This is a genomic window from Roseovarius sp., from assembly GCF_965277045.1.
Classification (GTDB): domain Bacteria; phylum Pseudomonadota; class Alphaproteobacteria; order Rhodobacterales; family Rhodobacteraceae; genus Roseovarius.
Map to the genome: position 1 here is coordinate 3,172,527 of NZ_OZ255712.1, position 26,275 is coordinate 3,198,801.

At 64.9% G+C, this 26,275-nt stretch carries 28 protein-coding genes; 16 read left to right on the forward strand and 12 right to left on the reverse strand.

Annotation, left to right across the window (positions count from 1 at the left end):
* Nucleotide 1 precedes the first annotated feature (1 nt).
* The 4 genes from ACQY4V_RS15880 (at nucleotide 2) to ACQY4V_RS15895 (ending at nucleotide 2,758) form a co-directional block, all read left to right on the forward strand.
* Nucleotides 2-397, forward strand: a complete 396-nt coding sequence (locus ACQY4V_RS15880) for an MAPEG family protein (protein WP_428513300.1) — start codon at nucleotides 2-4, stop codon at nucleotides 395-397.
* Entirely contained in the window at nucleotides 394-777 is a 384-nt protein-coding gene (locus ACQY4V_RS15885; RefSeq protein ID WP_428513302.1) for a hypothetical protein, read from the forward strand. The genes ACQY4V_RS15880 and ACQY4V_RS15885 overlap by 4 nt, the downstream gene beginning before the upstream one ends.
* A gap of 63 nt (nucleotides 778-840) precedes the next feature.
* The gene (gene lpdA / locus ACQY4V_RS15890) at nucleotides 841-2,229 is read left to right on the forward strand and encodes a dihydrolipoyl dehydrogenase (protein WP_428513304.1); all 1,389 of its coding nucleotides are present in this window, start codon (nucleotides 841-843) and stop codon (nucleotides 2,227-2,229) included.
* A gap of 319 nt (nucleotides 2,230-2,548) precedes the next feature.
* On the forward strand, nucleotides 2,549-2,758 hold the full coding sequence (locus ACQY4V_RS15895; RefSeq protein ID WP_114293620.1) for a DUF4287 domain-containing protein: 210 nt from the start codon (nucleotides 2,549-2,551) through the stop codon (nucleotides 2,756-2,758).
* Nucleotides 2,759-2,924: 166 nt separating this feature from the next.
* Here ACQY4V_RS15895 and ACQY4V_RS15900 read toward each other — a convergent pair whose 3' ends face one another.
* The 5 genes from ACQY4V_RS15900 to ACQY4V_RS15920 all read right to left on the reverse strand — a co-directional run bounded on the left by ACQY4V_RS15900 (nucleotide 2,925) and on the right by ACQY4V_RS15920 (nucleotide 6,602).
* A complete protein-coding gene (locus tag ACQY4V_RS15900; RefSeq protein ID WP_428513306.1) occupies nucleotides 2,925-3,434 on the reverse strand; it encodes a DUF1993 domain-containing protein in 510 nt (169 codons plus the stop codon).
* Nucleotides 3,435-3,696: 262 nt separating this feature from the next.
* Nucleotides 3,697-4,299 carry a pyridoxamine 5'-phosphate oxidase family protein gene (locus ACQY4V_RS15905; protein WP_428513308.1) on the reverse strand — a complete coding sequence of 201 codons (603 nt, stop codon included), beginning with the start codon at nucleotides 4,297-4,299 and terminating at the stop codon, nucleotides 3,697-3,699.
* Nucleotides 4,286-5,026: a lysophospholipid acyltransferase family protein gene (locus ACQY4V_RS15910; RefSeq protein WP_428513310.1), complete on the reverse strand. Its 741-nt coding sequence runs from the start codon at nucleotides 5,024-5,026 to the stop codon at nucleotides 4,286-4,288. Before ACQY4V_RS15910 ends, ACQY4V_RS15905 begins: the two co-directional genes overlap by 14 nt.
* On the reverse strand, nucleotides 5,023-5,928 hold the full coding sequence (locus ACQY4V_RS15915; RefSeq protein ID WP_428513312.1) for a cell division protein FtsX: 906 nt from the start codon (nucleotides 5,926-5,928) through the stop codon (nucleotides 5,023-5,025). The genes ACQY4V_RS15910 and ACQY4V_RS15915 overlap by 4 nt, the downstream gene beginning before the upstream one ends.
* Nucleotides 5,925-6,602 carry a cell division ATP-binding protein FtsE gene (locus ACQY4V_RS15920; protein WP_152494597.1) on the reverse strand — a complete coding sequence of 226 codons (678 nt, stop codon included), beginning with the start codon at nucleotides 6,600-6,602 and terminating at the stop codon, nucleotides 5,925-5,927. The genes ACQY4V_RS15915 and ACQY4V_RS15920 overlap by 4 nt, the downstream gene beginning before the upstream one ends.
* Nucleotides 6,603-6,764: 162 nt before the next feature.
* On the opposite strand from ACQY4V_RS15920, the gene ACQY4V_RS15925 reads away from it, so the two are divergent.
* Nucleotides 6,765-7,685 carry a zinc-ribbon domain-containing protein gene (locus ACQY4V_RS15925; protein WP_428513314.1) on the forward strand — a complete coding sequence of 307 codons (921 nt, stop codon included), beginning with the start codon at nucleotides 6,765-6,767 and terminating at the stop codon, nucleotides 7,683-7,685.
* Nucleotides 7,686-7,735: 50 nt separating this feature from the next.
* Here ACQY4V_RS15925 and ACQY4V_RS15930 read toward each other — a convergent pair whose 3' ends face one another.
* Genes ACQY4V_RS15930 through argH form a run of 5 tightly spaced genes read right to left on the reverse strand, consistent with a single transcriptional unit; the run spans nucleotide 7,736 to nucleotide 13,651 of the window.
* Nucleotides 7,736-10,381 carry a TIGR02302 family protein gene (locus ACQY4V_RS15930; RefSeq protein WP_428513316.1) on the reverse strand — a complete coding sequence of 882 codons (2,646 nt, stop codon included), beginning with the start codon at nucleotides 10,379-10,381 and terminating at the stop codon, nucleotides 7,736-7,738.
* A gap of 37 nt (nucleotides 10,382-10,418) precedes the next feature.
* On the reverse strand, nucleotides 10,419-11,684 hold the full coding sequence (gene lysA, locus ACQY4V_RS15935) for a diaminopimelate decarboxylase (protein ID WP_428513318.1): 1,266 nt from the start codon (nucleotides 11,682-11,684) through the stop codon (nucleotides 10,419-10,421).
* A gap of 43 nt (nucleotides 11,685-11,727) precedes the next feature.
* Nucleotides 11,728-11,985: a DUF2834 domain-containing protein gene (locus tag ACQY4V_RS15940; RefSeq protein ID WP_428513320.1), complete on the reverse strand. Its 258-nt coding sequence runs from the start codon at nucleotides 11,983-11,985 to the stop codon at nucleotides 11,728-11,730.
* A 44-nt stretch (nucleotides 11,986-12,029) separates the two neighbouring features.
* Nucleotides 12,030-12,263, reverse strand: coding sequence for a hypothetical protein (locus ACQY4V_RS15945; RefSeq protein ID WP_152494060.1), 234 nt, complete (start codon nucleotides 12,261-12,263; stop codon nucleotides 12,030-12,032).
* Nucleotides 12,260-13,651, reverse strand: coding sequence for an argininosuccinate lyase (gene argH, locus ACQY4V_RS15950; protein WP_428513322.1), 1,392 nt, complete (start codon nucleotides 13,649-13,651; stop codon nucleotides 12,260-12,262). The genes ACQY4V_RS15945 and argH overlap by 4 nt, the downstream gene beginning before the upstream one ends.
* On the opposite strand from argH, the gene ACQY4V_RS15955 reads away from it, so the two are divergent.
* From ACQY4V_RS15955 to ACQY4V_RS16005, 11 genes are all read left to right on the forward strand, one after another.
* Nucleotides 13,650-14,234, forward strand: a complete 585-nt coding sequence (locus ACQY4V_RS15955; RefSeq protein WP_428513324.1) for a TlpA family protein disulfide reductase — start codon at nucleotides 13,650-13,652, stop codon at nucleotides 14,232-14,234. The genes argH and ACQY4V_RS15955 overlap by 2 nt on opposite strands.
* Nucleotides 14,235-14,279: 45 nt before the next feature.
* On the forward strand, nucleotides 14,280-15,149 hold the full coding sequence (ttcA, locus tag ACQY4V_RS15960) for a tRNA 2-thiocytidine(32) synthetase TtcA (RefSeq protein ID WP_428513326.1): 870 nt from the start codon (nucleotides 14,280-14,282) through the stop codon (nucleotides 15,147-15,149).
* A gap of 73 nt (nucleotides 15,150-15,222) precedes the next feature.
* On the forward strand, nucleotides 15,223-16,716 hold the full coding sequence (locus ACQY4V_RS15965; protein WP_428513328.1) for a putative bifunctional diguanylate cyclase/phosphodiesterase: 1,494 nt from the start codon (nucleotides 15,223-15,225) through the stop codon (nucleotides 16,714-16,716).
* A gap of 102 nt (nucleotides 16,717-16,818) precedes the next feature.
* Nucleotides 16,819-18,660: a membrane protein insertase YidC gene (gene yidC / locus ACQY4V_RS15970; protein ID WP_428517273.1), complete on the forward strand. Its 1,842-nt coding sequence runs from the start codon at nucleotides 16,819-16,821 to the stop codon at nucleotides 18,658-18,660.
* Nucleotides 18,657-19,403 (forward strand): MOSC domain-containing protein, encoded by a 747-nt coding sequence (locus ACQY4V_RS15975; RefSeq protein ID WP_428513330.1) that lies wholly within the window; start codon nucleotides 18,657-18,659, stop codon nucleotides 19,401-19,403. Before yidC ends, ACQY4V_RS15975 begins: the two co-directional genes overlap by 4 nt.
* Complete coding sequence (gene yihA, locus ACQY4V_RS15980; protein ID WP_428513332.1) at nucleotides 19,403-20,053, forward strand: ribosome biogenesis GTP-binding protein YihA/YsxC; 651 nt, start codon at nucleotides 19,403-19,405, stop codon at nucleotides 20,051-20,053. Before ACQY4V_RS15975 ends, yihA begins: the two co-directional genes overlap by 1 nt.
* Nucleotides 20,054-20,198: 145 nt before the next feature.
* The gene (gene argB, locus ACQY4V_RS15985; RefSeq protein WP_428513334.1) at nucleotides 20,199-21,062 is read left to right on the forward strand and encodes an acetylglutamate kinase; all 864 of its coding nucleotides are present in this window, start codon (nucleotides 20,199-20,201) and stop codon (nucleotides 21,060-21,062) included.
* A 75-nt stretch (nucleotides 21,063-21,137) separates the two neighbouring features.
* Nucleotides 21,138-21,932, forward strand: a complete 795-nt coding sequence (locus tag ACQY4V_RS15990; protein WP_428513336.1) for a sterol desaturase family protein — start codon at nucleotides 21,138-21,140, stop codon at nucleotides 21,930-21,932.
* Nucleotides 21,929-22,567, forward strand: coding sequence for a 4Fe-4S dicluster domain-containing protein (locus tag ACQY4V_RS15995; RefSeq protein WP_428513338.1), 639 nt, complete (start codon nucleotides 21,929-21,931; stop codon nucleotides 22,565-22,567). The genes ACQY4V_RS15990 and ACQY4V_RS15995 overlap by 4 nt, the downstream gene beginning before the upstream one ends.
* Entirely contained in the window at nucleotides 22,564-23,058 is a 495-nt protein-coding gene (locus tag ACQY4V_RS16000) for a SixA phosphatase family protein (RefSeq protein WP_428513340.1), read from the forward strand. Before ACQY4V_RS15995 ends, ACQY4V_RS16000 begins: the two co-directional genes overlap by 4 nt.
* Nucleotides 23,059-23,078: 20 nt before the next feature.
* Nucleotides 23,079-24,182 carry an acetoin utilization protein AcuC gene (locus tag ACQY4V_RS16005; RefSeq protein ID WP_428517275.1) on the forward strand — a complete coding sequence of 368 codons (1,104 nt, stop codon included), beginning with the start codon at nucleotides 23,079-23,081 and terminating at the stop codon, nucleotides 24,180-24,182.
* An 18-nt stretch (nucleotides 24,183-24,200) separates the two neighbouring features.
* Here the strand turns inward: ACQY4V_RS16005 and ACQY4V_RS16010 are convergent, their stop codons facing one another.
* Nucleotides 24,201-24,968 (reverse strand): amino acid ABC transporter ATP-binding protein, encoded by a 768-nt coding sequence (locus tag ACQY4V_RS16010; protein WP_428513342.1) that lies wholly within the window; start codon nucleotides 24,966-24,968, stop codon nucleotides 24,201-24,203.
* Nucleotides 24,969-24,982: 14 nt separating this feature from the next.
* The gene (locus ACQY4V_RS16015) at nucleotides 24,983-26,275 is read right to left on the reverse strand and encodes an amino acid ABC transporter permease (RefSeq protein WP_428513344.1); all 1,293 of its coding nucleotides are present in this window, start codon (nucleotides 26,273-26,275) and stop codon (nucleotides 24,983-24,985) included.

Consider the following 26,275-nt stretch of genomic DNA (forward strand, 5'->3'; position numbering starts at 1 on the left):
CATGACCCCCGAACTTACCGTCCTCACCCTCGCCGCGCTCTTGCAGGTGGTGCAATTCGCCCTCTACGCCGTGCCCGCCAACATGGAGCTCGGGTCGGGCTACACCACCTCGGCGCGCGACCGCGAACCCTCGCGGCAGATGTCGGACCGCACCGCCCGTCTGGGCCGCGCGATGGACAACCATTTCGAAGGGCTGATCCTCTTCACCATCGCCTGCGTCGTGATCAGCGTCTCCGGCCAGTCCACCGGGGTTACCACCGCCTGCGCCTGGGCTTACCTCATTGCCCGCATCGCCTATATCCCGGCCTATTACCTGGGCCTGCGCCCCTGGCGCTCGCTCATCTGGATGGTGGGCTTCGCGGCGACCGCGCTCATGTACGTGGCCGCCCTGCTATGATCCGCCTTGCGACCCTCGCGCTGGCGCTCGGCGCGACCCCCGCCACGGCCGAGTTCTTGATCGAAGAAGGCACGTATTTCGTCATGTACCGCGACTACGACCACGTCACCAACAGCTTCACCGACGGCGCCCCCGAGGGCGAAGGCGACGGCTGTTTCCAGATCACCCGCGTCGACCTGCCGGGCAAGACCATCGACTTCACCCTCGTCAGCGGTACAATCACGCCCTGGTGGTCGGACGGTGAAACCTTCCACCCCGGTTTTCAGAACGCCTTCGTCCCCGCCATCGGCTTTATGGAAAACAACCCCGACGCCGAGTGGACCGACCTTCTGCACGAAATCCTGAAAACCGTGCCCGACTGCGCCCCGCCCGCGTCGTGACACCGCAACACAAAAAGCATAGGTTCGGGACCAACACGCCCGACACGCGAAGGAGAATATCAAATGGCTTCCTATGACGTCATCGTAATCGGTTCCGGCCCCGGCGGCTATGTCGCAGCCATCCGCTGCGCCCAGCTTGGCCTGAAAACCGCCTGCGTCGAAGGCCGCGAAACTCTGGGCGGTACCTGCCTGAACGTGGGCTGTATCCCCTCCAAGGCGCTCCTGCACGCCAGCCACATGCTGCACGAGGCGGAGCACAACTTCGCGTCGATGGGCCTCAAGGGCAAAAGCCCCTCGGTCGACTGGAAACAGATGCTGTCCTACAAGGACGACACGATCGGCCAGAACACCAAGGGCATCGAATTCCTGTTCAAGAAGAACAAGATCGACTGGCTCAAGGGCTGGGGCTCCATCCCCGAGGCGGGCAAGGTCAAGGTCGGCGACGAAACGCACGAGGCCAAGAACATCATCATCGCCACCGGCTCCGAGGTCAGCACGCTTCCGGGTGTCGAGATTGACGAGAAAACCGTGGTCTCCTCGACCGGCGCGCTGGAACTGCCCAAAGTGCCGAAAAAGCTGGTCGTCATTGGCGCTGGCGTCATCGGGCTGGAGCTTGGCTCGGTCTATTCCCGCCTCGGCTCCGACGTGACGGTCGTGGAATATCTCGACCATGTCACCCCCGGCATGGATGGCGAGGTGCAGAAGAACTTCCACAAGCTGCTGAAAAAGCAGGGCCTGAACTTCATCATGGGCGCCGCCGTACAAGGCGTCGAAGCGATGAAGACCAAGGCCAAGGTCACCTACAAGCTGCGCAAGGACGACAGCGAGGAAACCCTCGATGCCGACGTCGTGCTGGTCGCCACGGGGCGCAAGCCGTTCACCGACGGGCTGGGGCTGGACAGCCTCGGCGTCGAGATGACCGAGCGCGGCCAGATCAAGACCGATGACCACTGGCAGACCAACGTCAAGGGCGTCTACGCCATCGGCGACTGTATCTCGGGCCCGATGCTGGCGCACAAGGCCGAGGACGAGGGCATGGCAGCCGCCGCCGTCATCGCGGGCCAGCATGGCCACGTCAATTACGGCGTCATCCCCAGCGTGATCTACACCCACCCCGAGGTCGCCGCCGTCGGCAAGACCGAGGAGCAATTGAAGGAAGAAGGCCGCGCCTACAAGGCCGGCAAGTTCTCCTTCATGGGCAATGGCCGGGCGAAGGCGAACTTCGCCGCCGACGGCTTCGTCAAGATCCTCGCCGACAAGGAAACCGACCGCATCCTCGGCGCGCATATCATCGGCCCCATGGCCGGCGACCTGATCCACGAGATCTGCGTCGCGATGGAGTTCGGCGCCGCGGCCGAGGACGTGGCCCTGACCTGCCACGCCCACCCGACCTATTCCGAGGCCGTGCGCGAAGCGGCCCTGGCCTGCGGCGACGGGCCGATTCACTCGTGATGCTCAATGCGGGCGGGGCTGGCCCCGCCTGCGCCTATTTGCTCTTTGGCTCCTGAATTGTCCGCTGACGGGGACAAGTTCGAGGCGCAAGTGCCGCGTCGAATGGCCGGTGTGCGGACAAAGCTGCCATTCGCTGCGGCTTGTGCCAACTTCGGCTTTCCTGAATGGAAAGGGGCCAATACATTTGGCTCTAGCGATGCAGTTGGCGCAGTGTTAGTGCGCACACTCCACCATGAAGCATTTCTTGGTCAGAGAGTTGCGGCTTGCCGTTTTTCCCGGCATTCTACGCTAGAGCAATAGGCATGAGAGAAACCGTTCCATGAAAGACAAGGTCAAAGGCCCGGCCTCCTATTTCCCTTCTATCGAGAAGACTTACGGCAAGCCGGTTCAGCATTGGCTCGCCATCATCGCAGACAGACCCGAAGAGAAGCACATGGAGACAGTTGCCTGGCTCAAGTCTGAACACGGACTCGGTCACGGCCATGCAAATGCGCTCGTGGCTCATTCGCGGGCCTCGAAGGATAGGTGAAAATCAACATTCCCCGCCAGCAGATCTAAAAACCAGTCATGTCTTGATGGTGCCGCATCCTTCATTCTGGGCTCTTTCCCGACCTTCGCCGCGGACGGTACCAAGGTCGGCTGTGCGGGACTGAGCGGGCGATCGCTGTGGCTGCGCCAATGTCGGCTTTGCTAAGCTATAGTGGCTCGCTTCGAAGTTGGCCTTCGAAATCCGTCTTTCCTATCGGGACGCCTTGCGTGCGAAGGATGTCGTACGCGGTAACCGCGTGGAAGTAGAAACTCGGCAAAAGAAAAGAAAGCAAGTAAGTCTCTGCCGTGAATGGAGATTTGCTAGGGTTTGTGTGTATTTGCATGTCAAGCTCTTTGCCTGACAAAGCGTCTACCTCCTGAGACTTGAGGTCTTTCAGCACGGCCTCAGTATTGGCAATCCTCTCCTGCAACCTCTCGAAAGGGACAACGCCTTCAAGGGCTGGAGGGTTAAAAACACCTTGCTTAACGGCGTCGAGTCCCCAGACCGAATAATTGTCCACGCATTCTATCTGGAAAAACAAAGGTGCCATATCTTCGGTGAGACGCGCTGAAACCAAGTCGTCAGCGTCCAAGTCGTTTGCAGAACAATGCTTCGAGGCTTTGTCGAGCCAGACACTAACCGCGACCACGGTCTGTAGGAAGGTTGGAACGCTCAAGTCGAAATATGAAATACCCATACGGTAGTGTTTACCGCGTGACGGCGTACTTTCAAACTCAGAAAGCAGACCTTCGCTCGCCGCGCAGCATTCAATAAGTATGGGCTCAAAACTGACATTCGCGGCAGTGTGGCAAATTCTCGTCGGCGGACTGCACCTGATGTTAACCTTTCATACCCCGAGTCATTTCCACCGACGCGATGCTACTGAAATACCGACGCGATACCGACGTGCCAAATCGCGTTAACCAACCCTGCACCAGCTACCACATCGTCTTCGCCGCCCGGGCGCTCCATCCCGCGTCATACTCCGCGCCGCCCTCCTCGCCGTCCGAGGCCTCGGCCAGCAACTCGCCCACCGTCGGCAGTCCGTCACTGTCGTCCCGGCTCCACAGACCGGCCCGGATCGTGGCCCGGGCGCATTGGCTGTAAATCTCGGAAATGGCAATCACGATCACCGTTGCCGGGTGCCTGCCCGCCTGCTCGAACCGGGCGCGCAGCCCTTCGTCGTCGGTCAACTTTGCAGTTCCGTTCACCCGCACCACCGTGTTCGATCCCGGCACCATGAACATCAACGATACGCGCCCGTCCGACACGATATTCCTAAGCGAATCCAGACGGTTGTTCCCGCGCCAGTCGGGCATCGCCAGGGTCGTCTCGTCCAGGTCCAGCACCACCGGGCCCTCGTCGCCGCGCGGGCTGCCATCGGTGCCGTCCGGGCCGACCGTGGTCAGCACGCAATAGCGCGCGGTCATGATCCATTTTCGGTAAAGCGGTGTCAGCCGATGCACCACCTTGCGCGTGCTGGCGGCGCCGGGCGTGCCGTAGAGTGCCTCCAGCGCCTTGATATCGTTAATGAACTTCATCTGGATCGAACCCCGCTTCACGCATCAGGCGGTCGGAATTGCTCTCGATCGTCTGCTCCAACCGCGCCATGAATTCCTCCTTGGGCAACCCCGCCTCGATCGCCGGCAGGAACTCCACCACCCCCGTTCCCGGACGCCGCATCACCCCCTTGCGTGGCCAGACCAGCCCGACATTCGTCGCCACGGGAACGCAGTCCTGCGCCATCTCCTGATAGAGGATTGCCGAACCGATCTTGTAGGGCGCCTTCACCCCGGGCGCGATGCGCGTGCCCTGCGGGTAGATGATCAGTTGGCCGGGCCGCAGACGCCCCCGTCCCACATCCGCGATCATCTTCTTGATCGCCTGGCTGCGCTTGCCCCGGTCCACGGGCACGCAGCCCAGTTTCAGCGCGTATTGCCCGATGATCGGGGCATACATCAGCTCGCGTTTCATGATGAACTTGCCGGCCGGAACACTGGCGAAAATCAGGATAATATCCAGGAAAGACTGGTGCTTGGCGACGATCAGGCATTCCTGCGTGGGCGGTGTGCCGCGCACTTCGGTCTTCAACCCCACCATCCAGCGCGCGGTCCAGCGGACCCAGGCGCACCACGCCTTGCAGGCGGCGTTCGCGCCCCGCGAGGACACCAGCGCCCAGGGCAGGAACACGATCCCGATGGGCAGCATCATGAAATAGATCTGGCCCACGAAGATCGCCGATCTGACCCATTGCAACGCGTGTCTCATGGCGTGTCCTTCAGCGTCTTGCGCGCCGCGGCCTGGGTCGCGGCAAAGGCCACTCCGGCCGCCAGCGGCGGTATCACCAACAGCCACACCCACTGCCAGCCGCGAAAGCCCAGTCCGGTCAGGAACCCGCCTTCGTCCTGCGCTGCGGGCAACAGGAAAACAGCCAGCCCCGCCAGCGCGGTGCCCACTGCTGCCCCGGTCAGGGCCCTCAGGGTAAAGCGCCGCACGAAGGCCTGCGCGATATAGGTGTCGCGCGCGCCCACGAGGCGCAGCACGCCGATCACCTGCGTGTTCGCCGCCAGCGCGGCATTGGCCGCCAGCGTGATCATCGCCGCCGTCGCCGCTCCGATCAGCAGGATCGAGATGTAGCCCAGCATCCGCAGCCGCGTGGCCGCGCTGACAAGCGGCCTGCGCCAGCGCGTGTGATCGTCCAGCACCGCCCCCGGGACGTCGGCCGCCAGACGCAGCCGCAGCCCGCCGGCGTCAAAGCCCTCGCCCTCCTCGATCACTTCGATCAGTTGCGGAATGGGCAGCGTGTCCACCGGCAGGTCGGGTCCGAACCACGGCTCCAGCAGGGCGCGCTGTTCATCGGGGTCCAGCGCCCGGGCCGAAGCGACGCCCTTGGTCGTTTCCAATATCTTCAATGTCGCCGCGGTCTGCGCCGCCATCTGTCCTTCGGGTGCGGAAATGCGGATCGTCGAGGACCGTGCCAGCTCCGAGCCCCAGCGATCGGCCAGCCGCCCGGTCGCCATCGAAAGCGCCAGGGCGAAGACGGCCAGAAACGCCATCGCCGCCGCGCTGAACAGCGTCAGCGACGCGGTAAAGCCTGTCGGCGGCACAACCCGGTCGGCCTGCGTATCGCCGACGATGAACTCGGTCACTCGGGTGAAATCCACCTTCACAGGTCCGCCCCCGCCAGTTGCAGCCGCCGGTTCGAGATGCGCAGGACGCGCGCCTGCACGTGGCTCTTGGCCGCGCGGATCAGCGCAAGGTCATGGGTCGCGACCATGATCGTCTTGCCCATGCGGTTGAGTTCGATCAGCAGCCGCAGCAAGCGCTGGGACATCTCCCAGTCGACGTTGCCCGTGGGCTCGTCCGCCAGCACCGCGTCGGGCGACATGATGATGGCCCGCGCCAGCGCCGCCCGTTGCCGCTCGCCCCCCGACAGTTCCGGCGGCAGCGCGTCGGCCCGCGATTTCAGCCCGACCCAGCCGATCAATTCCTTGAGGTTAGCGGACTCGTTCAACAGGTCGCGCCCGGACACCATCAGGGGCAACGAGATGTTGTCGGCCACGCTCAGGTGATCCAGGAACTGGCAATCCTGGTGCACCACCCCGATCCGGCGGCGGGCATAGGCGATATCGTCGCGCTCCATCGCGCGCACGTCGGTGTCGAACAGGCGCACCTCGCCGGCGGTGGGCATCAGCGCACCGTAACAGAGTTTGAGCAAGGTCGTCTTGCCCGCGCCCGACGGGCCGGTCAGAAAGTGAAACGACCCGGCCTGGAGCTTGAGCGAGATGTCACTCAGCAGTTCCCCCCCGCCATAGCTGTAGGCGACGTTTTCCAGCTCGATCACTTCGGCCCCCAATGCATTTTGCCCTTCATGCCCCACAGGACACACTTGTGCAACGACTACGGCACTTACCCTATTGCCTCTTTTCCGGTCGGGTATTTCTGCGTAAGGTTTGCGGAATAAAAGCACGGATATGCCGGTGAGGCGAAGGCAGCGGGTGGCAAGATGCGGTTGATATGCCCAAATTGCGGGGCGCAATACGAAGTTCCCACGGAAGTCATTCCCGAAACAGGTCGCGACGTGCAGTGTTCCGACTGCGGCTCGACCTGGTTTCAGCATCATCCGGATCACGCACCCGAGGACCTTGTAGAAGAGGAACCCGCCGCTCCCGCAACCGACACGGTGCCGAGCAGCGAGCCTCCCTGGCAGGACGATGCGGACGACTATGGCGCCGAGCCGGACGACGCGGACCATTATGCCCCCGACAGCACCGAAGATGACGTGGACGATGCCATCGACCAGGAGGAATATTTCCCGGCCGCAGACCACGATGACCCGCCCACAGAACCGAAGCGCCGCGAGATAGACCCCGCCGTCGCCGACGTCCTGCGCGAAGAAGCCGAGCGCGAATACCGCGCGCGCGCGATGGACAATCGCGGCACGGTCGAGACCCAGCAGGAACTGGGCCTGCAGGACACCGACAACGACGCGCAAAGGCGCTCGGAAGAGGCCCGCGCCCGCATGGCCCGCCTTCGCGGCAAACCCGAGGCGCAAAAGACCGAGGCCGAGGTCGACGATATCGACCCTTCCTCGCGCAGCAATCTTCTGCCCGATATCGACGAGATCAACTCGTCACTCGATTCCGACGGCAAAAAGGAAGACAGCCGGTCGGTGTCTGCGGCGCAGGATGTCACCGCAGCGTCCGGCAAGAACGGATTTCGCGCCGGCTTTCGGCTGGCCGTCGTTCTGGCCGTGCTGGCGCTGGTGCTTTACGTCTTTGCGCCGCAGCTGGCGGACGCGGTTCCGCAGATGGCAGGGCTCCTGTCCGGCTATGTCGAGACCGTGAACGGGTGGCGTGCGGGGCTCAACGACCTGATCCAGAACATGGCAAGCTCGCTTTCCGAAACCGACGCGAGCGGCGGCTGATCCGGCAATCGGGGCCACGCGGCTCAGTCATGCGGCTCGGTCACGCGGTCTCAGAACCTGTCCAGCAACCGACGCAGATAGTCGAGCTCGACCTCGGGGCGCGCCGTCTCGCCAGAGCGGCGGCGGATCTCGTCCAGAAGCTCCCCGGCCCTGCGATAGACATCCTCGCGCGCGGTGAACTCGCCCTGGTCGCCGGCCAGGCCGCGCTGCGACCGGCCCAGCGGATCCTGCTCGCCGAACTGGCCGGGTGTCTGGCTTTGCGCCTGTCCCTGGCCAGGCTGAGACTGGCTGTTCTCGGCCAGCGCCTCGCCCAGACTGCGCATACCGTCGCGCAGGGCGTCCATCGCCTCGGCCTGCCGGTCGATCGCCTCGGCCAGATCGTCGCCGCGCAAGGCTTCTTCCGCACCTTCCATGGCGCGACCTGCCCGGTCCAGCGCGTCGCGGGCATCCTCGCCCGCCTGACCGCCGACATTGGGCAGGCCCTGCCGCTGGCGTTCGAGTTCGCGGCGCAGCGCCTCCTGCCGGTCCGAAAGGGCGCCGGCCTGACCGCCCTGCTGGCCCTCGGCGGATTGGTTGCCCTGGCCCTGGCCGGGCTGCTGACCCTCTTGCTGGCCCTGACCCTGCCCTTGCTGCTGACCCGGCTGTTGCCCCTGGCCTTGCTGCGAATGCTGCTGGCCCTGGCCCTGTCCGCCATTGCGGCCTTCGTTGCCCTGTGACTCGCCGGCCTGTGCGCCGGGATTGAACTGTTCCTGCAGGTCCCGGAACGCCTCGTCCGACAGACCCTGCTGATCGCGCAGCGTCTCGGCCAGACCTTCCATGGCCTGCTGCCCGGGATTGTCCCCGCCCTGCCCTTGCTGACCTTCGGCCATCCGCAGGTTCTCCATCATCTGCTGGAACTCTTCCAGCGCCTGCTGCGCCTCGGCAAAGCGGCCCTGTTCCATCAGCTCCTGGATGCGGTCCATCATGTCCTGCAGGTCCTGATCGGTCAGCATCTGCATGTCGTCCGACTGGCCCCGGTCGGGCTCGTCCGTCTGATCGCCCTCGCGCTGCGCCTGCTGCGATTTCTGGCGCAGGTAATCCTGCGTCGCGTCGCGCAGTTCCTGCATCAGCCGCGCGATCTCGTCCTCGCTCGCGCCGTTCCGCATGGCCTCGCTCAGGCGCTCCTGCGCCGCGCGCATCCGTTCCAGCGCGTCGCCGATATCGCCGTCTTCCAGCAGGACGGCCAGGTCCCACAGCGCCTGCGCCAGCTCGTCGCGGTTCTCGTCGGTCAGGCTGGCATGGTCGACGAAGGTCTCCAGCCGTCTCAGGATGACGCGGAGTTTCAGATAGGCGGTTTCCGATTTGAACAGGCCCGGTTCAGGGTTGTGCGACACCGCGCGCAGCATCTGGCTTACCCGCCGCGCATTGGACTTGGCCCACAGAAGGTCGCGCCGCTGTTCGATCACTGACGCCGCCATCGGGTCGAAAAACCGACGCGCGGGCAGATCCATAACGACTGCCTCGCTTTGCCCCGCCTGGTCGCGCTCGTCGCGCACATTCAGCGTCAGGCGCACCGGCAGATGCGCCCAGGGATGCTCCGACAGGTTCTCGATCAGCGTCTCGGTAAAGGCCTCGCGCCCGCCCGTGATCGGCAGCGGCAGGTCCAGCACGATCGGGTCGCGCGCATCCGGCTCGGCGGTCAGGCCATGACGCCGGTCCACCTCGTCGAGCGCCAGCTCGAACGTCGCCGTGCCGCCCACGACGCCATAGTCGTCGCTGGCCTCGAACGGCTGGCTCATCTGCCCGTCAAAGGTGACGTCCAGCCCTTCGGACACCGACGCTTCCGGCGGTGCATCGGGCAGCGCCGTGATCTTCCATTCCTCGCCCCCGGGCCCGTCGATCCGCAGGGTCCCGTCCTTCACGATCTCGAAGCTCTGTTCGATATCCGTCGCCGGTGGAACGTCCTCTGTCCGGCCCGACACCGTCTCGGTCATGCTGAGCGCGCCGACCTCGCCGTAGAACCGCAAGGTCACAAGGCTGCCTTCCGGAGCGCTGAACGCGCCGTCCTGGTCGTTCAGGTAAAGGCTCGGCAAGCCGGTATAGGCCGGCGGCTCGATCCAGCCTTCCCAGGTCGGTCCGCTAGCCAGCGCCGCGCCGCCACCGGGCGTCATCTGCGTCACCGTGCCGGCCCGCCAGATCGACCCGAACAGCAGCGCCACGACCAGGCCCAAGAGCGCCACATAGCGCAATCCGAACGGATCGCGCCGCGCCAGGCGCAAGTCCGGCTCGACCGCCTTGGCTTGCCCCGCGCGGGTCTCCATGCGCTGGATGTGCGCCCGCCACAGCGCCTCCGACCCCGTGTCGCCGCCGCCGATGGCCTGCCGGTCGGCCAGGGCCGCCAGGGGATGCCCCGGCAGCACGCCGTCCATCCGGCGAATCGCCTCGTCCCGCGACGGCCAGGCGAAGCGCCGCGCGCCGATCGCGGCAAAACCCAGCGCCGCGACGCCCGACAGGACCGCCACGATCCACACAAGCTCCACCGGCGCGATATCGTGCAGGCCCAGCATCAGCGCCGCGCAAACCGCGATGATCACGCACCACAACGGCCAGAACGCCCGTACCAGCCGCTCGGCGATCAACCCCGCCCACGTCAGCATCAGCGGGCGCTTCAACCGCTTGATCACCGTGTCGAAAGTGGTGTTCTTTGCCTGTGACATGCATCCCTGCGCGTGGGTTGCCGACGCGACAACCGCATCACAACCATTGAGGGATGGTATCGCGATTTATCATCTCGTCAAAGGTCGGCCTTGGCCTGATGACGGCAAATTGATGCTCATGCACCAGAACTTCCGGCACCAGCGGCCGCGTGTTGTATTCGCTGCTCATGACGGCGCCATAGGCACCGGCGCTGCGAAACGCCACAAGGTCGCCCTCGCCCACCGGCGGCATCGCCCGCTCCCTGGCAAACGTGTCTCCCGACTCGCAGACCGGCCCCACGATGTCGTACTTGGCCGGCTCCGCGCCCGGCGCTGGCTCCTTCACCGGGACGATATCGTGATAGGCGTCGTACATCGCCGGGCGGATAAGGTCGTTCATCGCGCCATCGAGGATCAGGAAATCGCGCCCCTCGCCCGATTTCACATAGATCACCTTGCTGACAAGAAGGCCCGCATTGCCCGCGATCAGCCGTCCGGGCTCGATCTCGATCTCGCAGCCCAGATGCCCGACGGTTTCCTTGATCAGCGCCCCGTAATCCGTGGGCAGCGGGGGCGCCGTGTTGGACCGCTCATAGGGAATGCCCAGGCCACCGCCAAGGTCCAGCCGGGTGATCTCGTGACCGTCGGCGCGCAGCGCTTCGGTCAGCTCCGCCACCTTGCGATAGGCCAGCCGAAACGGCTCCAGCTCGATCAGTTGGCTACCGATATGCACGTCGATCCCGATCACCTTGAGGCCCGGAAGCCGTGCCGCCTCGGCATAGACCTCGCGCGCCCGCGCAATCGGGATGCCGAACTTGTTCTCGCTCTTGCCGGTGGCGATCTTCGCATGGGTCTTGGCGTCCACGTCCGGGTTCACCCGCACCGTGATCGGCACCTCGACGCCCAGCGACACCGCCACCTCCGAAAGCGCCGCCATTTCCGGCTCGCTTTCCACGTTGAACTGTCGCACGCCGCCTTCCAGCGCGATGCGCATTTCCTCGCGGGTCTTGCCGACGCCGGAGAACACGATCTTCTCGCCCGGCACGCCGGCCGCCCGCGCCCGCCGGTATTCCCCGCCCGAGACCACGTCCATCCCTGCGCCAAGCTGCGCTAGCGTCTTCAGGATCGCCTGGTTGCTGGCCGCCTTCATCGCGTAGCACACCAGGTGCGGCATCCCGTCCAGCGCCTCGTCGAACAGCCGGAAATGCCGCGTCAGCGTGGCGGTCGAGTAGCAATAGAACGGCGTGCCTACTTCCGCGGCGATCTCGGCCACGGGCACATCCTCGGCATGAAGCTCGCCGTCCCGGTAAAGAAAATGATCCATCGCGCGCTTTTTCTTGCTGAAAATACTCAAGAGTCCACGGGTCTTACCCGCGCCGCATCCTCAGAAACAGATAAAGCGGCAATCCGCAACTGACCCCGATGCAAAAGGTCGCCGGAATCGCGACCAGGCGCAGCCAGTCCTGCGCCTGCGACGCTTCCCAGATCACCCAGAGCGTCAGCGCCACGGCGGCAATCGTCAGATCCCAGACGAGCCCGCTGGTCGCGGCATTGGCGTGCCACGCCTCGACCATGCCCATCAGGCTGTATCCGTTCGCGTTGAACCACGCCACGAACCACGCCATCGGGTGGATTGCTCCCCAGACGGCCAGAGCCAGGAAGACGTACTTCAAAACACCGTGCCCACGTGAACCGACACGTTACCGCTGACGACCGACGTGCCCACACTGGCCCGCGATCCGTTGGTGCCCACGGTCAGTGACCCGTTCAGGTTTGGCCGCACCTGTGTGGGATCATTCCGTGCCACGGTATCGTCGGCTTCGCTGCCCGGTGGTATCGGCTCGCCATCCACGCCGCAGCCGGCAAGCACCATGATGGCCAGACATGCAATCACACGCTTCATCCCAGAATCTCCTTCCAGCGACCGACCTGAAGGCGCACCTGCTCCGGCGCGGTCCCGCCATAGCTCATGCGCGAGGCGACAGAGTTGTGCACGCCCAGCACATCATAGACCGCTTCGTCGATTTCGCCATGCACAGATTGCATCTCCTCCAGGCTCAGCTCCGGCAGGTCGCACCCCTTGGCTTCCGCCTTGGCCACCAGCGCGCCGGTGACGTGATGCGCATCGCGGAACGGCAGGCCCAGCACCCGCACCAGCCAGTCCGCCAGGTCCGTCGCGGTCGAGAACCCTGCACCTGCCGCCGCCTCCAGCGCGCCCTGGTTGGCCGACATGTCCCGGACCATCCCCTCCATCGCCGCCAATGCCAGCATCAGGTTGTCCGCGGCGTCAAAGACCTGCTCCTTGTCCTCCTGCATGTCCTTGGAATAGGCCAGTGGCAGGCCCTTCATCACCGTCATCAGCGCCACGTTCGCCCCGAAGATGCGCCCGATCTTGGCGCGGATCAGCTCGGCGGCATCGGGGTTCTTCTTTTGCGGCATGATGCTCGACCCGGTCGAGAACCGGTCGCTCAAAGTCACGAAACGGAACTGCGCCGAAGACCAGATCACCAGTTCCTCGGCCATCCGGCTGAGGTGCATCGCGCAGATGCTGGCCACCGACAGGAATTCCAGCGCGAAATCCCGGTCACTCACCGCATCCAGGCTGTTCGCCGCGGGCCGGTCGAACCCCAGCTCTTTCGCCGTCATCTCCCGGTCGATGGGAAAGGACGTGCCCGCAAGGGCCGCCGCGCCCAGCGGGCATTCGTTCATCCGCTTGCGTGCATCGCGCACGCGCGACAGGTCCCGCCCGAACATCTCGACATAGGCCATCATGTGATGCCCCCAGGTGACCGGCTGCGCCACCTGCAAATGGGTGAAGCCCGGCATCACCCAGTCGGCCCCGGCCTCGGCCTGCGTCAGGCACGCTCTCATCAGCGCCACCAACGCCGCATCGCAGGCATCCAGCTGATCGCGCACCCACAGCTTGAAATCCGTCGCCACCTGGTCGTTCCGGCTGCGCCCGGTGTGCAGCCGCCCCGCCGGCTCGCCGATCACCTCCTTCAGCCGCGCCTCGACATTCATGTGAATGTCCTCCAGCGCCTTCGAGAACGGAAAGTCCCCGCTTTCGATCTCTGACAACACCGTGAGCAGGCCTTCCCGCATCGCGTCCGCATCGCTATCACTTACGATACCCGTCGCGGCCAGCATGGCCGCGTGGGCGCGCGAGCCCGCGATATCCTGCGCGGCGAGGCGCTTGTCGAAATCTATCGAGGCATTAATTGCCTCCATGATCGCATCGGGCCCGGCGGCAAACCGGCCGCCCCACATCTTGTTGGAGGTCTTCTCTGTCATGTCTGAACTCGTCGGAGGCGCTGTGAAATCTCTGAAGTCCATCGTCCTTTATATGGCCCTCGCACTCGGTGCAAACGCCGCAATGGCGCAATCCGCCGACATCACCGACCTGCGCGACGGCGACATGAAGAAACTGGTCGTCCATTCCGAGGCCAAGCCGGTGCCCGCCGAGGCCTTCAAATCCGAAGGCGGCGGCGACCTGACCCTGGCGGACTTCCAAGGCAAGATCACCCTGGTCAATTTCTGGGCCACCTGGTGCGCCCCCTGCCGCCACGAGATGCCCATGCTCTCGGACCTTCAGGCCCAGCTGGGCGGCGACGATTTCGAGGTCGTCACCATCGCCTCGGGCCGCAACGCGCCTGCTGCGATGAAGAAATTCTTCGACGAGATCGAGGTGGACAACCTGCCGCTGCACGCCGACCCCAAAATGGGGCTGTCGCGCCAGATGGGGGTGCTGGGTCTGCCTGTCACCGTCATCCTCGACCGTGAAGGCCGCGAAATCGCCCGCCTTCAGGGCGACGCCGACTGGAGTTCCGACAGCGCCAAAGCCATCCTGCAGGCGCTGATCGACGCCGGCGCCTGACGGCGGCGCTTGCCCGGTGGCGTGAATCGCTCTAAACGCCGCATCATGCTCGACGATGCCGACGATATCCATCCGCTCTTCGCCGGTGCTCCGAAAACCACGGGGTTCCGCAAGCTGCGCAAACGTGTCGTGCGCCAGGCGCGCGAGGCGATCGAACAATATGGCATGGTTGAAAAGGACTCCCGCTGGCTGGTCTGCCTGTCCGGCGGCAAGGACAGCTACACGCTGCTGGCCGTCCTGCACGAGCTGAAGTGGCGCGGCCTTCTGCCGGTCGACATCCTGGCCTGCAACCTCGACCAGGGTCAGCCCGGCTTTCCGGCGACCGTCCTGCCCAAGTTCCTCGAAGACATGGGCGTGCCCCACCGGATCGAGTACCAGGACACCTATTCCGTCGTGGTCGACAAGGTTCCCGCCGGACGCACCTATTGCGCGCTCTGTTCCCGCCTGCGACGCGGACATCTTTATCGCATCGCGCGCGAGGAAGGCTGTTCCGCCGTCGTGCTGGGCCATCACCGCGACGATATTCTTGAAACCTTCTTCATGAACCTCTTTCACGGCGGGCGCCTCGCCACCATGCCGCCCAAGCTGGTGAACGAAGAGGGCGATTTGTTCGTCTATCGCCCCCTCGCCCACGTGGCCGAGGCCGATTGCGAGCGCTTTGCCCGCGCGATGAACTACCCAATCATTCCCTGCGATCTCTGCGGCTCGCAGGACGGGTTGCAGCGCCAGCAGGTCAAGCAGATCCTCGACGGCTGGGAAGCCAACAGCCCCGGCCGCCGCCAGGTCATGTTCCGCGCCCTGATGAACGCGCGTCCGTCGCACCTGCTCGACCCGAAACTCTTCGACTTCGAAGGGCTCACGCGCGAATCGATAAAATTCGACAGAGAAGACGAAGAGATGCCGAAGTTGCGTTAAGGGGCTATTGAACAGCTGGGGATAGCCTGCAGGCGATTGCTTCGCACACGGGATCCTGTCCTTGCGCCAATACGTGACGTCCCTTCGCTGTTCCCTGGCCGCGGTCCTGACGGGGCCGCAGGCGCTGGCCTTCCTGCCGGCGCTGGTGCTTGGCGGTTTCTGGCTGGGCGGCGAACCCCTGCTGCTGGCGACCGCCTTGATCGTGCCGCTGGGCCTGGCGTGGCTGCGCCATTCGTCGCCGTCCGAAACGCCGCCGAACCGTCCCGATCAATTTGAACAAGTGCTGCAGGAAACCCTTGATATCGCGCGCAATTGCCTGCGCAGAACGGGCTGCATCATCGTCGAGGTCGACGATTTCGGAACCCTGCTCGACCGGCACGGCCGGGCGGCGGCGGATCGGGTACAGAGCTGCATCGCGGATCGCCTTGCCAGCGTTCTGCGGGATCACGACACGCTCGTCGCCCTCTCCAGCGGGCAGTTCGGCATCGCGCTGGCCCCCATCCGGCAGCTCGATTCCGAGATCGGCCTGCAACTGGCCACGCGCCTGCAGGCCGCGGCGGAGGAACCGATCTCGGTGGATGCCGCCACGATCTACCTCTCCGCCTCCGTCGGCTTCTGCCTGGACAGTTTTCTGCGCGATGCCTCCGGGCGCGAGCTGTCCGATGCCGCCGGCCTCGCGTTGATCGAGGCGCGACGCCACGCGCCATCCGCCATCCGCGCCTACAGCCCCGAACTGCGCCACATTGCCGCCGTGCCGGAAACCCACGCGGCAGAAGTTCTGACCGCCTTGGCCGACGGACAGATCAACGCCTGGTTCCAGCCGCAGATTTCCACCGATACGGGCGGCATTTCCGGGTTCGAGGCGCTGGCCCGCTGGGACCATCCCGTGCGCGGCCTGATCCCCCCGGCAGAGTTTCTGCCGGTGCTGCAGAAGATGGGCAAGGCCGACATTCTCGGGATGCGCATCCTGCGCGACGCGCTCGATGCGCTCAAATCCTGGGACGCCGCGGGCTTTGACATCCCGCAGGTCGGTGTCAATTTCTGCGCGGACGAGCTGCGCGATCCCAAACTCGTCGACCGGCTGACCTGGGAACTGGACCGCCACGATATTGCCCCTTCTCGGCTGACCGTCGAAATCCTCGAAACGGTCGTCGCCTACTCCCCCGACGACATGATCGTGCGCAATATCAGCCAGATGGCCAAGCTCGGGTGCCGGATCGACCTCGATGATTTCGGCACCGGCCATGCGTCGATTTCCTCGATCCGCCGGTTCGCGGTCCATCGGCTCAAGATCGACCGCTCCTTCGTCAAGAGACTGGACTGCGACCTGCAACAGCAACGCCTGGTCAACGCGATCCAGTTGATGGCCGAACAGCTCGACCTCGAAACCATCGCCGAAGGCGTGGAAACGGCCGGCGAGCACGCGATGCTGGCGCAACTGGGCGTCGGCCACGTCCAGGGCTTCGGCATCGCCCGCCCCATGCCCGTCGCCCAGACAGCCGGCTGGATCACCGACCACATGACCAGGGTCCAGACGCCTCCGTGCATCGGGCGCAACGTCGGGTAGGACGCTCCGCCGCGTCAGGAATCTTTCCAGACCCCTTGACCTTTGCCCCCGCACTCTGTTGAACGCCCCAAGCGAGACAACATGCACGGGTGGCCATCGGCGATGGACGAACAGAACCGCAATCTTCTGCTGGCGACGGGCCTCAGCCTGTTGGTAATCCTTGTCTGGTTCCTTGTGTTCCCACCGCCGGAACCGGAAGAGACCCCCGAGGCGACCACCACCAGCACCTCCACGACCGAAACCGGCACCGCCCCGTCAGAGCCTGCGGGCGATACGGCCACCGTCCCCAGCACGGCCGGCGACACCGCCGCGGCGCCCGACGCGCAGCAGGCCGAAGCAGAGCCCGACGACACGCCGCGCGTCGAAATCGACACGCCCACCCTGCAAGGCACGATCTCGCTGCGGGGGGGCCGCATTGATGACCTGCAACTCAAGAAATATCGCGAGACGCTCGAACCCGACGCGCCCATCGTCACGCTTCTGTCGCCCGCCGGCACCAACCGGGCCTACTATGCGCTCTTTGGCTGGGCGCCCGGCAGTGGCCTGACCCCGGATCAGGTTCCCGGCGCCAACACCGTCTGGGACGTCGAATCCGATGGTCCGCTGACGCCCGAAAACCCGCTGGTCCTGACCTGGGACAACGGCGCCGGCCTGACGTTCCGCCGTGAAATGTCCGTCGATGACCGCTCGATGTTCAACGTCGCGCAATCCGTGCGGAACACCGGCGACAGCGCCGCCTCGGTCGCCCCCTACGGCATCCTCGCCCGCCATGGCCTGCCGCCGAACCTCAAGAATTTCTTCATCCTGCACGAAGGCGGCATCAGCCTGACCGACGGCGAGCTGCGCGAGATCGACTACGACGATTTCGAACCCGCCGGCGCGCATGAGAACATCGCCCTGCAAGAGGCCGGCTGGTCCGGTTTCACCGACCACTACTGGATGACCGCGCTGATCCCCGGCCAGGCCGAAGGCTCGACCTTCTCGACCTTCCAGGACACCAATCGCAACATCTACCAGACCAATATCAAGCAGCGCACCGAAACCGTCGCGCCGGGACAGGAAGTGACCATCCAGACGCGCCTTTTCGCCGGTGCCAAGGAATGGGAAACCATCCGCCACTACCAGAATGACGAGGGCGTGACCAAGTTCCTCGACTCGATCGACTGGGGCTGGTTCTTCTTCCTGACGAAGCCGATCTTCTGGCTGCTGCACAACCTCAACCAACTGATCGGCAACATGGGCTGGGCGATCATCGCGCTGACCCTGATCATCAAGGCGATCCTGCTGCCCCTTGCCTACAAGTCCTACGTCTCCATGGCGAAGATGAAGGAACTGCAGCCGCAGATGGAGAAGATCAAGGAAAACGCCGGCGACGACCGTCAGAAGCTCCAGAAGGAGATGATGGAGCTTTATCGCAAGGAAAAGGTCAACCCGGCCTCGGGCTGTTTGCCCATCCTGATGCAGATCCCGATCTTCTTCTCGCTCTACAAGGTGATCTTCGTCACGCTCGAGCTGCGCCACGCGCCCTGGATCGGGTGGATTCGTGACCTCTCGGCGCCTGACCCGTCGTCGCTCTACAATCTCTGGGGGCTGCTGCCCTGGGCCGCGCCCGAACCGGGCTCGATCCTGGCGCTGATCTTCATCGGCATCCTGCCGCTCTGCCTCGGCGTGTCCATGTGGCTGCAACAGAAACTGAACCCGGCCCCCACCGACCCGACGCAACAGATGATCTTCGCGTGGATGCCCTGGGTCTTCATGTTCATGCTGGGCAGCTTTGCCAGCGGTCTCGTGCTCTACTGGATCGCGAACAACACGATCACCTTCAGCCAGCAATACCTGATCATGCGCAGCCAGGGCTACAAACCGGACGTCTTCGGCAACATCAAGTCCAGCTTCAAGAAAAAGACCCCGCCCGAGAAGAAGTCCGAGGACGGAAAGAAATGATCGCGACGGTTGCAGCGCTCTGGCGTCACCCGATCAAGGGGCACGGCCGCGAAGCGCTGGACACCGTCACCCTGACCGAAGGCCGGACCATGCCGTGGGACCGCCGCTGGGCGGTCGCCCACGAAATGTCCAGGGCCGACGGCACCGAATGGGCGCCTTGCGCGAACTTCTCGCGCGGGGCGAAGACCGGCACGCTCATGGCCATCTCGGCGCGCGTGGACGACCAGTCCGGCAGCGTCACGCTTACCCATCCGGACCGGCCCGACCTGACCTTCGATCCCGAACAGAACCAGGACGCCTTTCTCGACTGGGTGCGCCCGCTCATGCCCGCCGACCGCGCGCAATCGGCCCGGCTCGTGCGCGTGCCGGGGCGCGGCATGACCGACACCGATTATCCCTCGATCAGCCTGATCAACCTCGGCTCCAACGACGCCATGACCGACGCGATGCACCAGGACATCTCGCCCCTGCGCTGGCGCGGCAACATCCACCTGTCGGGGCTGGACGCATGGGCCGAGTTCGACTTGATCGGCCGGACCCTGCGCATCGGCGAGGCCGAACTGAGCGTACGGGAACCGATCAAGCGCTGCCTCGCCACCACCGCCAATCCGCAGACCGGCGAACGTGACGCCGACACGCTCGGCACACTGAACAACCGCTTCGGGCACCAGGATTTCGGCATCTACGCCACCGTCACGCGCTCGGGCGACATCCGTGTCGGCGACACGGTGGAGCCCGTCTGATGGCGCTCCCGTTCCCCCTGGCCGAGCCCCCCAACGACGCCTCCGTCGAATCCGGCCGCAAGCTCTTCGCCGGCGAGGTCACCTTCGTCAAGGGCGTCGTGGACATGTCCGGCCTGCCCCCCGCCGACCGCCCCGAGGTCTGTTTCGCCGGGCGCTCCAATGTCGGAAAATCCAGCCTGATCAATGCGCTGACGGGTCGCAAGGCGCTCGCCCGCGCCTCCAACACGCCCGGCCGCACGCAGGAAATCAACTATTTCGACCTCGGCGGTCAGACGTTCCTGGTGGACCTGCCCGGCTACGGCTATGCCAACGCACCTCTCCCGAAGGTCGAGAAATGGCAGGCGCTGCTGAAACAGTACCTGTCGGGCCGCGCCACCCTGCGCCGCGCCTTCGTCCTGATCGACGCCCGCCACGGGATCAAGCCGGTGGACGAAGAGATCATGGCCCTGCTCGACAGCTCCGCCGTGACCTTCCAATGCGTGCTGACCAAGGCCGACAAGGTCAAGGCCGCCGAACGCGACAAGATGCTGGCACAGGTGCGCACCCGCCTTGCCGCCCACGCCGCCGCCTTCCCCGAGATCGTCCTGACCTCCTCGGAAAAGGGCGACGGCATCGCCACCCTGCGCGCCATCATCGCCACGCTGGAATAGCCATTTCGTCTCCGCCGCTCCCGCAGCGGGGTCGGCCAGATTTCCCGCTTCCCTCCCCCGAGGGGAGGGCCAGGGTGGGGGTCACCTAAAGTCTTGCGCGTCAGCGCCCGTCCGGTGATAACGCCTTCGAACAAGGATCACGCCCATGAAGACCCGAGACATGACCCGCGACAACCTCACCACCGCCCGCACCCTCAGCGAAGCGCTGCCGTACCTTCAGCGCTACGACGACGCCATCGTCGTGATCAAGCTGGGCGGCCACGCCATGGGCAGCGACGCCGCGATGGCCACCTTCGCCCGCGACGTGGTGCTGATGCGGCAGGTCGGCGTGAACCCGGTGATCGTCCATGGCGGCGGGCCGATGATCAACCAAATGCTGGAAAAGCTGAATATCAAGTCCGATTTCGTGAACGGCAAACGCGTCACCGACGAGGCCACGATGGAAGTGGTCGAGATGGTCCTGTCGGGCCGCGTCAACAAGCGCATCGTACAGGCCATCAACGCCCAGGGCGGCAAGGCGGTGGGTCTTTCGGGCAAGGATGCGGGCCTCATCACTTGCGTGCCCACCGACCCCAAGCTCGGTTTCGTCGGCACGCCCGACAAGGTCGATCCGTCGATCCTGCACACGCTCTTTCACGACGATGCCATTCCCGTGATCGCCCCGCTCGGCGCGGGCCATAACGGCGAGACCTTCAACATCAACGGCGACACCGCCGCCGGCGCCATCGCCTCTGCACTTCGGGCTGACCGGCTGCTCTTGCTGACGGATGTGGACGGCGTGCGCGATGGCGAAGGCAACATCCTTACCGAACTCACCGCCTCGCAGATCAAGTCCCTGACCGACCAGGGCGTCATCTCGGGCGGCATGATCCCCAAGACCGAAACCGCGCTCGACGCGCTCTCCTACGGGGTGCGCGGCGTAGTCATCCTCGACGGGCGGCTGGACAATGCCGTTCTGCTGGAGCTTTACACCGAACACGGCTCCGGCTCGCTGATCCGCGCAGGGTAAGGCCCGCACATCGCGTCACCGCGTTGTGACCCTTCGTCTCTTTGCGGACACATGCGGATGCAATAAATATACCGCATGGAAAACGAGTTGCTGATCCGCCTGTCCGTCTTCATCGGGCTTTTCGCGGTCCTGGCCCTGATCGAGGCTAGGGCGCCGCGACGCGTGCGCACTCAGCCCCGCAACACGCGCTGGATCACCAACTGGGCCATCGTCCTCCTCGACACGCTGACCCTGCGCGCCCTCGCGCTCGCCCTGCCGCTGCTGGCCGTAGGTGCCGCCGTGGATGCCGAGGCCAACGGCTGGGGCCTGATGAACGCCATCGACCTGCCCGGTTGGATCGCCGTCGTCCTGACCGTGCTGATCTTCGACCTTGCCATATGGGCGCAACATCTGGTGACCCACAAGGTGCCGCTGCTTTGGCGCATCCACCGGGTCCATCACGCCGACCGCGATATCGACGTGACCACCGCGATCCGATTTCACCCGGTGGAAATCGCGCTGTCGATGCTGCTCAAGATCGGGCTTGTCTACCTGCTCGGCCCGCCCGCGCTCGGCATCATCCTGTTCGAGATCATCCTGAACGGCACCGCCATGTTCAACCACGCCAATATCAAGCTGCCGCTGGGGCTGGACGCCGCCCTGCGCAAGGTGCTGGTGACCCCCGACATGCACCGCGTGCACCATTCCGACCAGCGCCGCGAACATGACAGCAATTACGGCTTCGCCCTGTCGATCTGGGATCGTATCTTCGGCACCTACATCGCCCAGCCGGCCAAGGGGCACGACGACATGACCATCGGCCTTCAGTGGCAGGATGACCGCCCATCGCGTCTTGGCTGGTCGCTGGGCCTTCCGTTTTTCCGCAGATGACAACTCTCGACGCCATCGCACGGGCCGCCGCCCCGCACCACCTGGATGTCTTCGGCACCGTCACCGGGCCAGAGACGCCCGAGGGCATCGGCACCCTAGTCCTGCTCGGCCCGCGCGAGCCCGGCTTCTGGCCCGCCTTCACCGCGTCGCCGGAATATGCCGACGCGTCGCCCGACCCGCTGGATCGCTGGTCGTCGCGCGTGATCGGCGGCCTTGCGCACGCGCTTCAGGCGACCGCGTTCTTCCCCTTCGGCGGCCCGCCGTTCCAGCCGTTCATCGCCTGGGCCAAGGCCAGCGGGCGGGCGCATTCCTCTCCGGTGGGCCTCTTGGTGCATGACACCGCCGGGCTGATGGTCTCGTATCGCGGGGCGCTCGGCTTTGCCGACAGGCTGGACACGCCCGCGCCTCCGCCCAACCCGTGCGACAGCTGCGGCGCTCAGCCGTGCGTGACCGCCTGCCCCGTCGATGCCTTCGCCAGCGGCACCTACGACATCGCCGCCTGCAAGGCAGACTTGGACAGACCGGAAAACGATTGTATGTCAAAAGGATGCGCGGTGCGCCGGGCCTGCCCGGTCAGCCAGTCCTACGGGCGGCTGGAAGACCAGTCCGCCTTTCACATGAGGGCCTTCAAATGAGACGTCTCGTTCTGATGCGTCACGCCAAGTCCAGCTGGGGCGACCCCGGCCTCGACGACCATGACCGCCCGCTGAACAAGCGCGGCAAGCTCTCGGCCGATGCCCTCGGCAACTGGTTGCGCAGCCAGACCATCGTCGTGGACGAGGCGCTGGTGTCCTCCTCGGCGCGCACGGTCGAAACCCTGCAAAGACTCGGGATAGACTGCGACCGCCAGGTGCTGGATCAGCTTTACCATGCCGGTTCCGGCGACATGCTCAAGGCGCTCAAGACCCGTGCCACCGGCCAGACCGTCCTGATGCTGGGCCACAACCCCGGTATCGCCTGGTTCGCCCGCGACCTGATGCTGGCACAGCCCGACCATCCCCGCTTCGAGGACTATCCCACCGGCGCGACCCTCGTGGCCCGGTTCGACATCGACGACTGGAATGCGCTGCAACCGGGCACCGGCAGGTTCGAGGCCTTCGTGACGCCGCGCGACCTGACCGAGTGACCGCCGCCGCGTCGCATCCGATGTTCATCGGCTCCGAGATCTATCGCGGCTCCAGCTATGGCGCGCGCCATCCGCTCAGCATCCCCCGCGTGCCCACCGTGATGGACCTCTGCCGCGCAATGGGCTGGCTGCCTCGCACCCAGTTCCGCGTCAGCCCGCGCGCCAAGCCCGCGGCGCTGACGCGCTTTCACACGCCCGCCTATATCACCGCCCTGCAACAGGCCGAGGCGCTCCGCACTATCGACGAGGCCATCAGGACCCGCCACCAGATCGGGACCCTCTCCAACCCGATCTTCCCCGAGATCTATCGCCGCCCGGCCACCGCCGCCGGCGGGTCGCTTCTGGCAGCGGACCTGCTGGCGCAGGGCGGCATCGTCTACAATCCGGGCGGCGGCACGCATCACGGCATGGCCGACCATGCCGCCGGTTTCTGCTATCTCAACGACCCGGTTCTGGCCATCAAGGCGTTCTTCGCGCAGGGCCTGACTCGCGTCGCCTATGTCGATATCGACGCGCATCATTGCGACGGCGTTGCCGCCGCCTTTCACGGCGACCCGCGCGTGCTGATGATCTCGACCCACGAAGAGGCCCGTTGGCCCTTCACCGGCGCGCTCGACGACCGCGCGGGGAGCCACGCCATCAATCTGCCCCTGCCACGCGGCACCCATGACGACGATATTGCCCTCATCCGCGACGCCGTACTGCTGCCCGCCGTGCAGGACTGGCGCCCCGAGGTCATCGTTCTGCAATGCGGGGCCGACGCCGTGCTGGAAGATCCTCTTGCCCGACTCGCCCTATCGAACAACGCCCACTGGCAAGTCGTCACGGCCCTGAAACAGATGGCTCCGCGCCTGCTCGTGCTGGGCGGGGGCGGCTACAATCCCTGGACGGTGGGCCGGCTCTGGTCCGGCGTCTGGGCCACGCTCAACGGGCTGGACATCCCCGACCGTCTGCCGGAACGCGCCCGGTCGGTTCTCGCCGCGCTCAGCTGGACCCGCCAGCGCGGCGCCCGGCCCGACCACCTTGTCGAGACGATCCGCGACTCGCCCCGCCACGGCCCCGTGCAGGACGAAATACGCCGCCGGGTGCAGATATTGCAGGCCCGGCGGCGTGTCTGGGTGTAAGGCCCCGAAGGCCTTCTATCAGTGCCCGAGGATCTGGCTGAGGAACAACTTGGTCCGGTCGCTCTTCGGGTTGTTGAAGAACTCTTCCGGCTCGTTCTGCTCCACGATCTGGCCCTGGTCCATGAAGATCACCCGGTTCGCCACCTGCCGGGCAAAGCCCATCTCGTGCGTCACACACAGCATCGTCATGCCTTCCTCGGCAAGGCTGACCATCGTGTCCAGCACTTCCTTGATCATCTCGGGGTCCAGCGCTGACGTAGGTTCGTCGAACAGCATGATCCGCGGCTTCATGCACAGCGACCGCGCGATGGCGACCCGCTGCTGCTGACCGCCCGACAGTTGGCCGGGATACTTGTCCGCCTGCTCGGGGATTTTCACCTTTTCCAGGAAATGCATCGCCGTTTCCTCGGCCTGCCGCTTGGGGATCTTGCGCACCCAGATCGGCGCCAGCGTGCAGTTCTCAAGGATCGTCAGGTGCGGGAACAGGTTGAAGTGCTGGAACACCATCCCGACCTCCGACCGGATCTTGTCGATGTTCTTGATGTCCGACGACAGGACCGTTCCATCCACCTCGATCCGGCCTTTCTGGTGCTCTTCCAGCGCGTTGATGCACCGGATCAGCGTCGACTTGCCCGACCCGGACGGCCCCGCGATGACGATGCGCTCGCCCCGGTGGACCGCAAGGTCGATGTCGCGCAGCACGTGGAACGTGCCGTACCACTTGTTCATGTTCTCGATCCGGATCGCGATTTCGTCCGAGACCTGCATTTGAGCGGTTTCCGCCATGGATAACCCTCCCCTTACCTGTGATCAGTGTTGAGCTCGCGCTCAAGCCACTGCGAATATTGAGACACGCCATAACAGACGACGAAGAACAGAAGCGCGGCAAACCCGAACAGCTCCCAGTAGACCCCGTTCCAGTCGGTCGAGGCCAAGATCGGACCCCGGATCATGCCGACCAGATCGAACATCGAGATCACCGAGACCAGCGTGGTGTCCTTGAAGAGGCCCACCGCCACGTTGACGATGCCCGGGATCGAGATCTTCAGCGCCTGCGGCAGGATGATCAGCCGCATCGCCTGGGCATAGTCCAGGCCAAGGCTGTCGCCCGCCTCGTACTGCCCGCGCGGCAGCGCCGCCAGCCCCCCGCGAATCACCTCGGCGATATAGGCCGACGCGAAGGCGGTGATCATGATGATCACCCGGATGATCAGGTCGAATGTCGTGCCCGGCGGCAGGAAATAGGCCAGAACCACGTTCGCCACGAACAGAAGAGTGATCAGCGGCACGCCCCGGATGAACTCGATGAAGACGACGCAGATCCACTTGATGATCGGCATGTCCGATTGCCGCCCCAGCGCCAGCGCGATGCCGATCGGGATCGACAGCGACACGCAGACCGTGCCGAGGATCATGTTGAGCAAAAAGCCCCCCATGTCGCGCGACGCCACCTGCTCCAGCCGCAGCACCTCGATCTTGCCGATGCTGCCGGCCAGGAGGATCGCGACGACAAGCACCCCGAGGCTCCCCAGCACCGCGACGCCGAAGCCCCGCTTTTCCAGCGCCTTGAACGCGACATAGGCCGCGACGAACCCCAGAAGCAGCAACAGCGGCGGCACGATGGACCCGCCCCAGATCAGCCAGAATGCCAGGAACGGGTAAACGCCGGTGAACAGCAGCATCTGCCGTGGCAGGTACTTGAAGAACATCACCGGCGCCGCCGCCACGAACAACAGCAGGAAGGCCAGCGCCGGGCGCCAGTATTCCGTGCTGGGATACTTGAACCCGAACAAGAGCTGGTTCCAGCGGTCGCTCAGCACCGCGAAACAGCCCCCGGTCGCACCGTCCAGGATCTCGCGGCATTCCCGGATCGACGTCGCGTTCCAGATGCCGTTCAGGATCCAGGGCAGCGTCGCGGCCAGAAGGAAATAGATCACCACGATCGCCGCCACGGTCAGCACCGAGTTGGGGATCGTCGCGAACAGGTTCTTTTTCATCCACTTGGTGATGCCGGTTTCCGCCGCCGGCGGTGGCGTTTCCGGCAACATGGTGTCGCGGACATAAGCGACGGATTCTGCATGTGTGTCAGACAT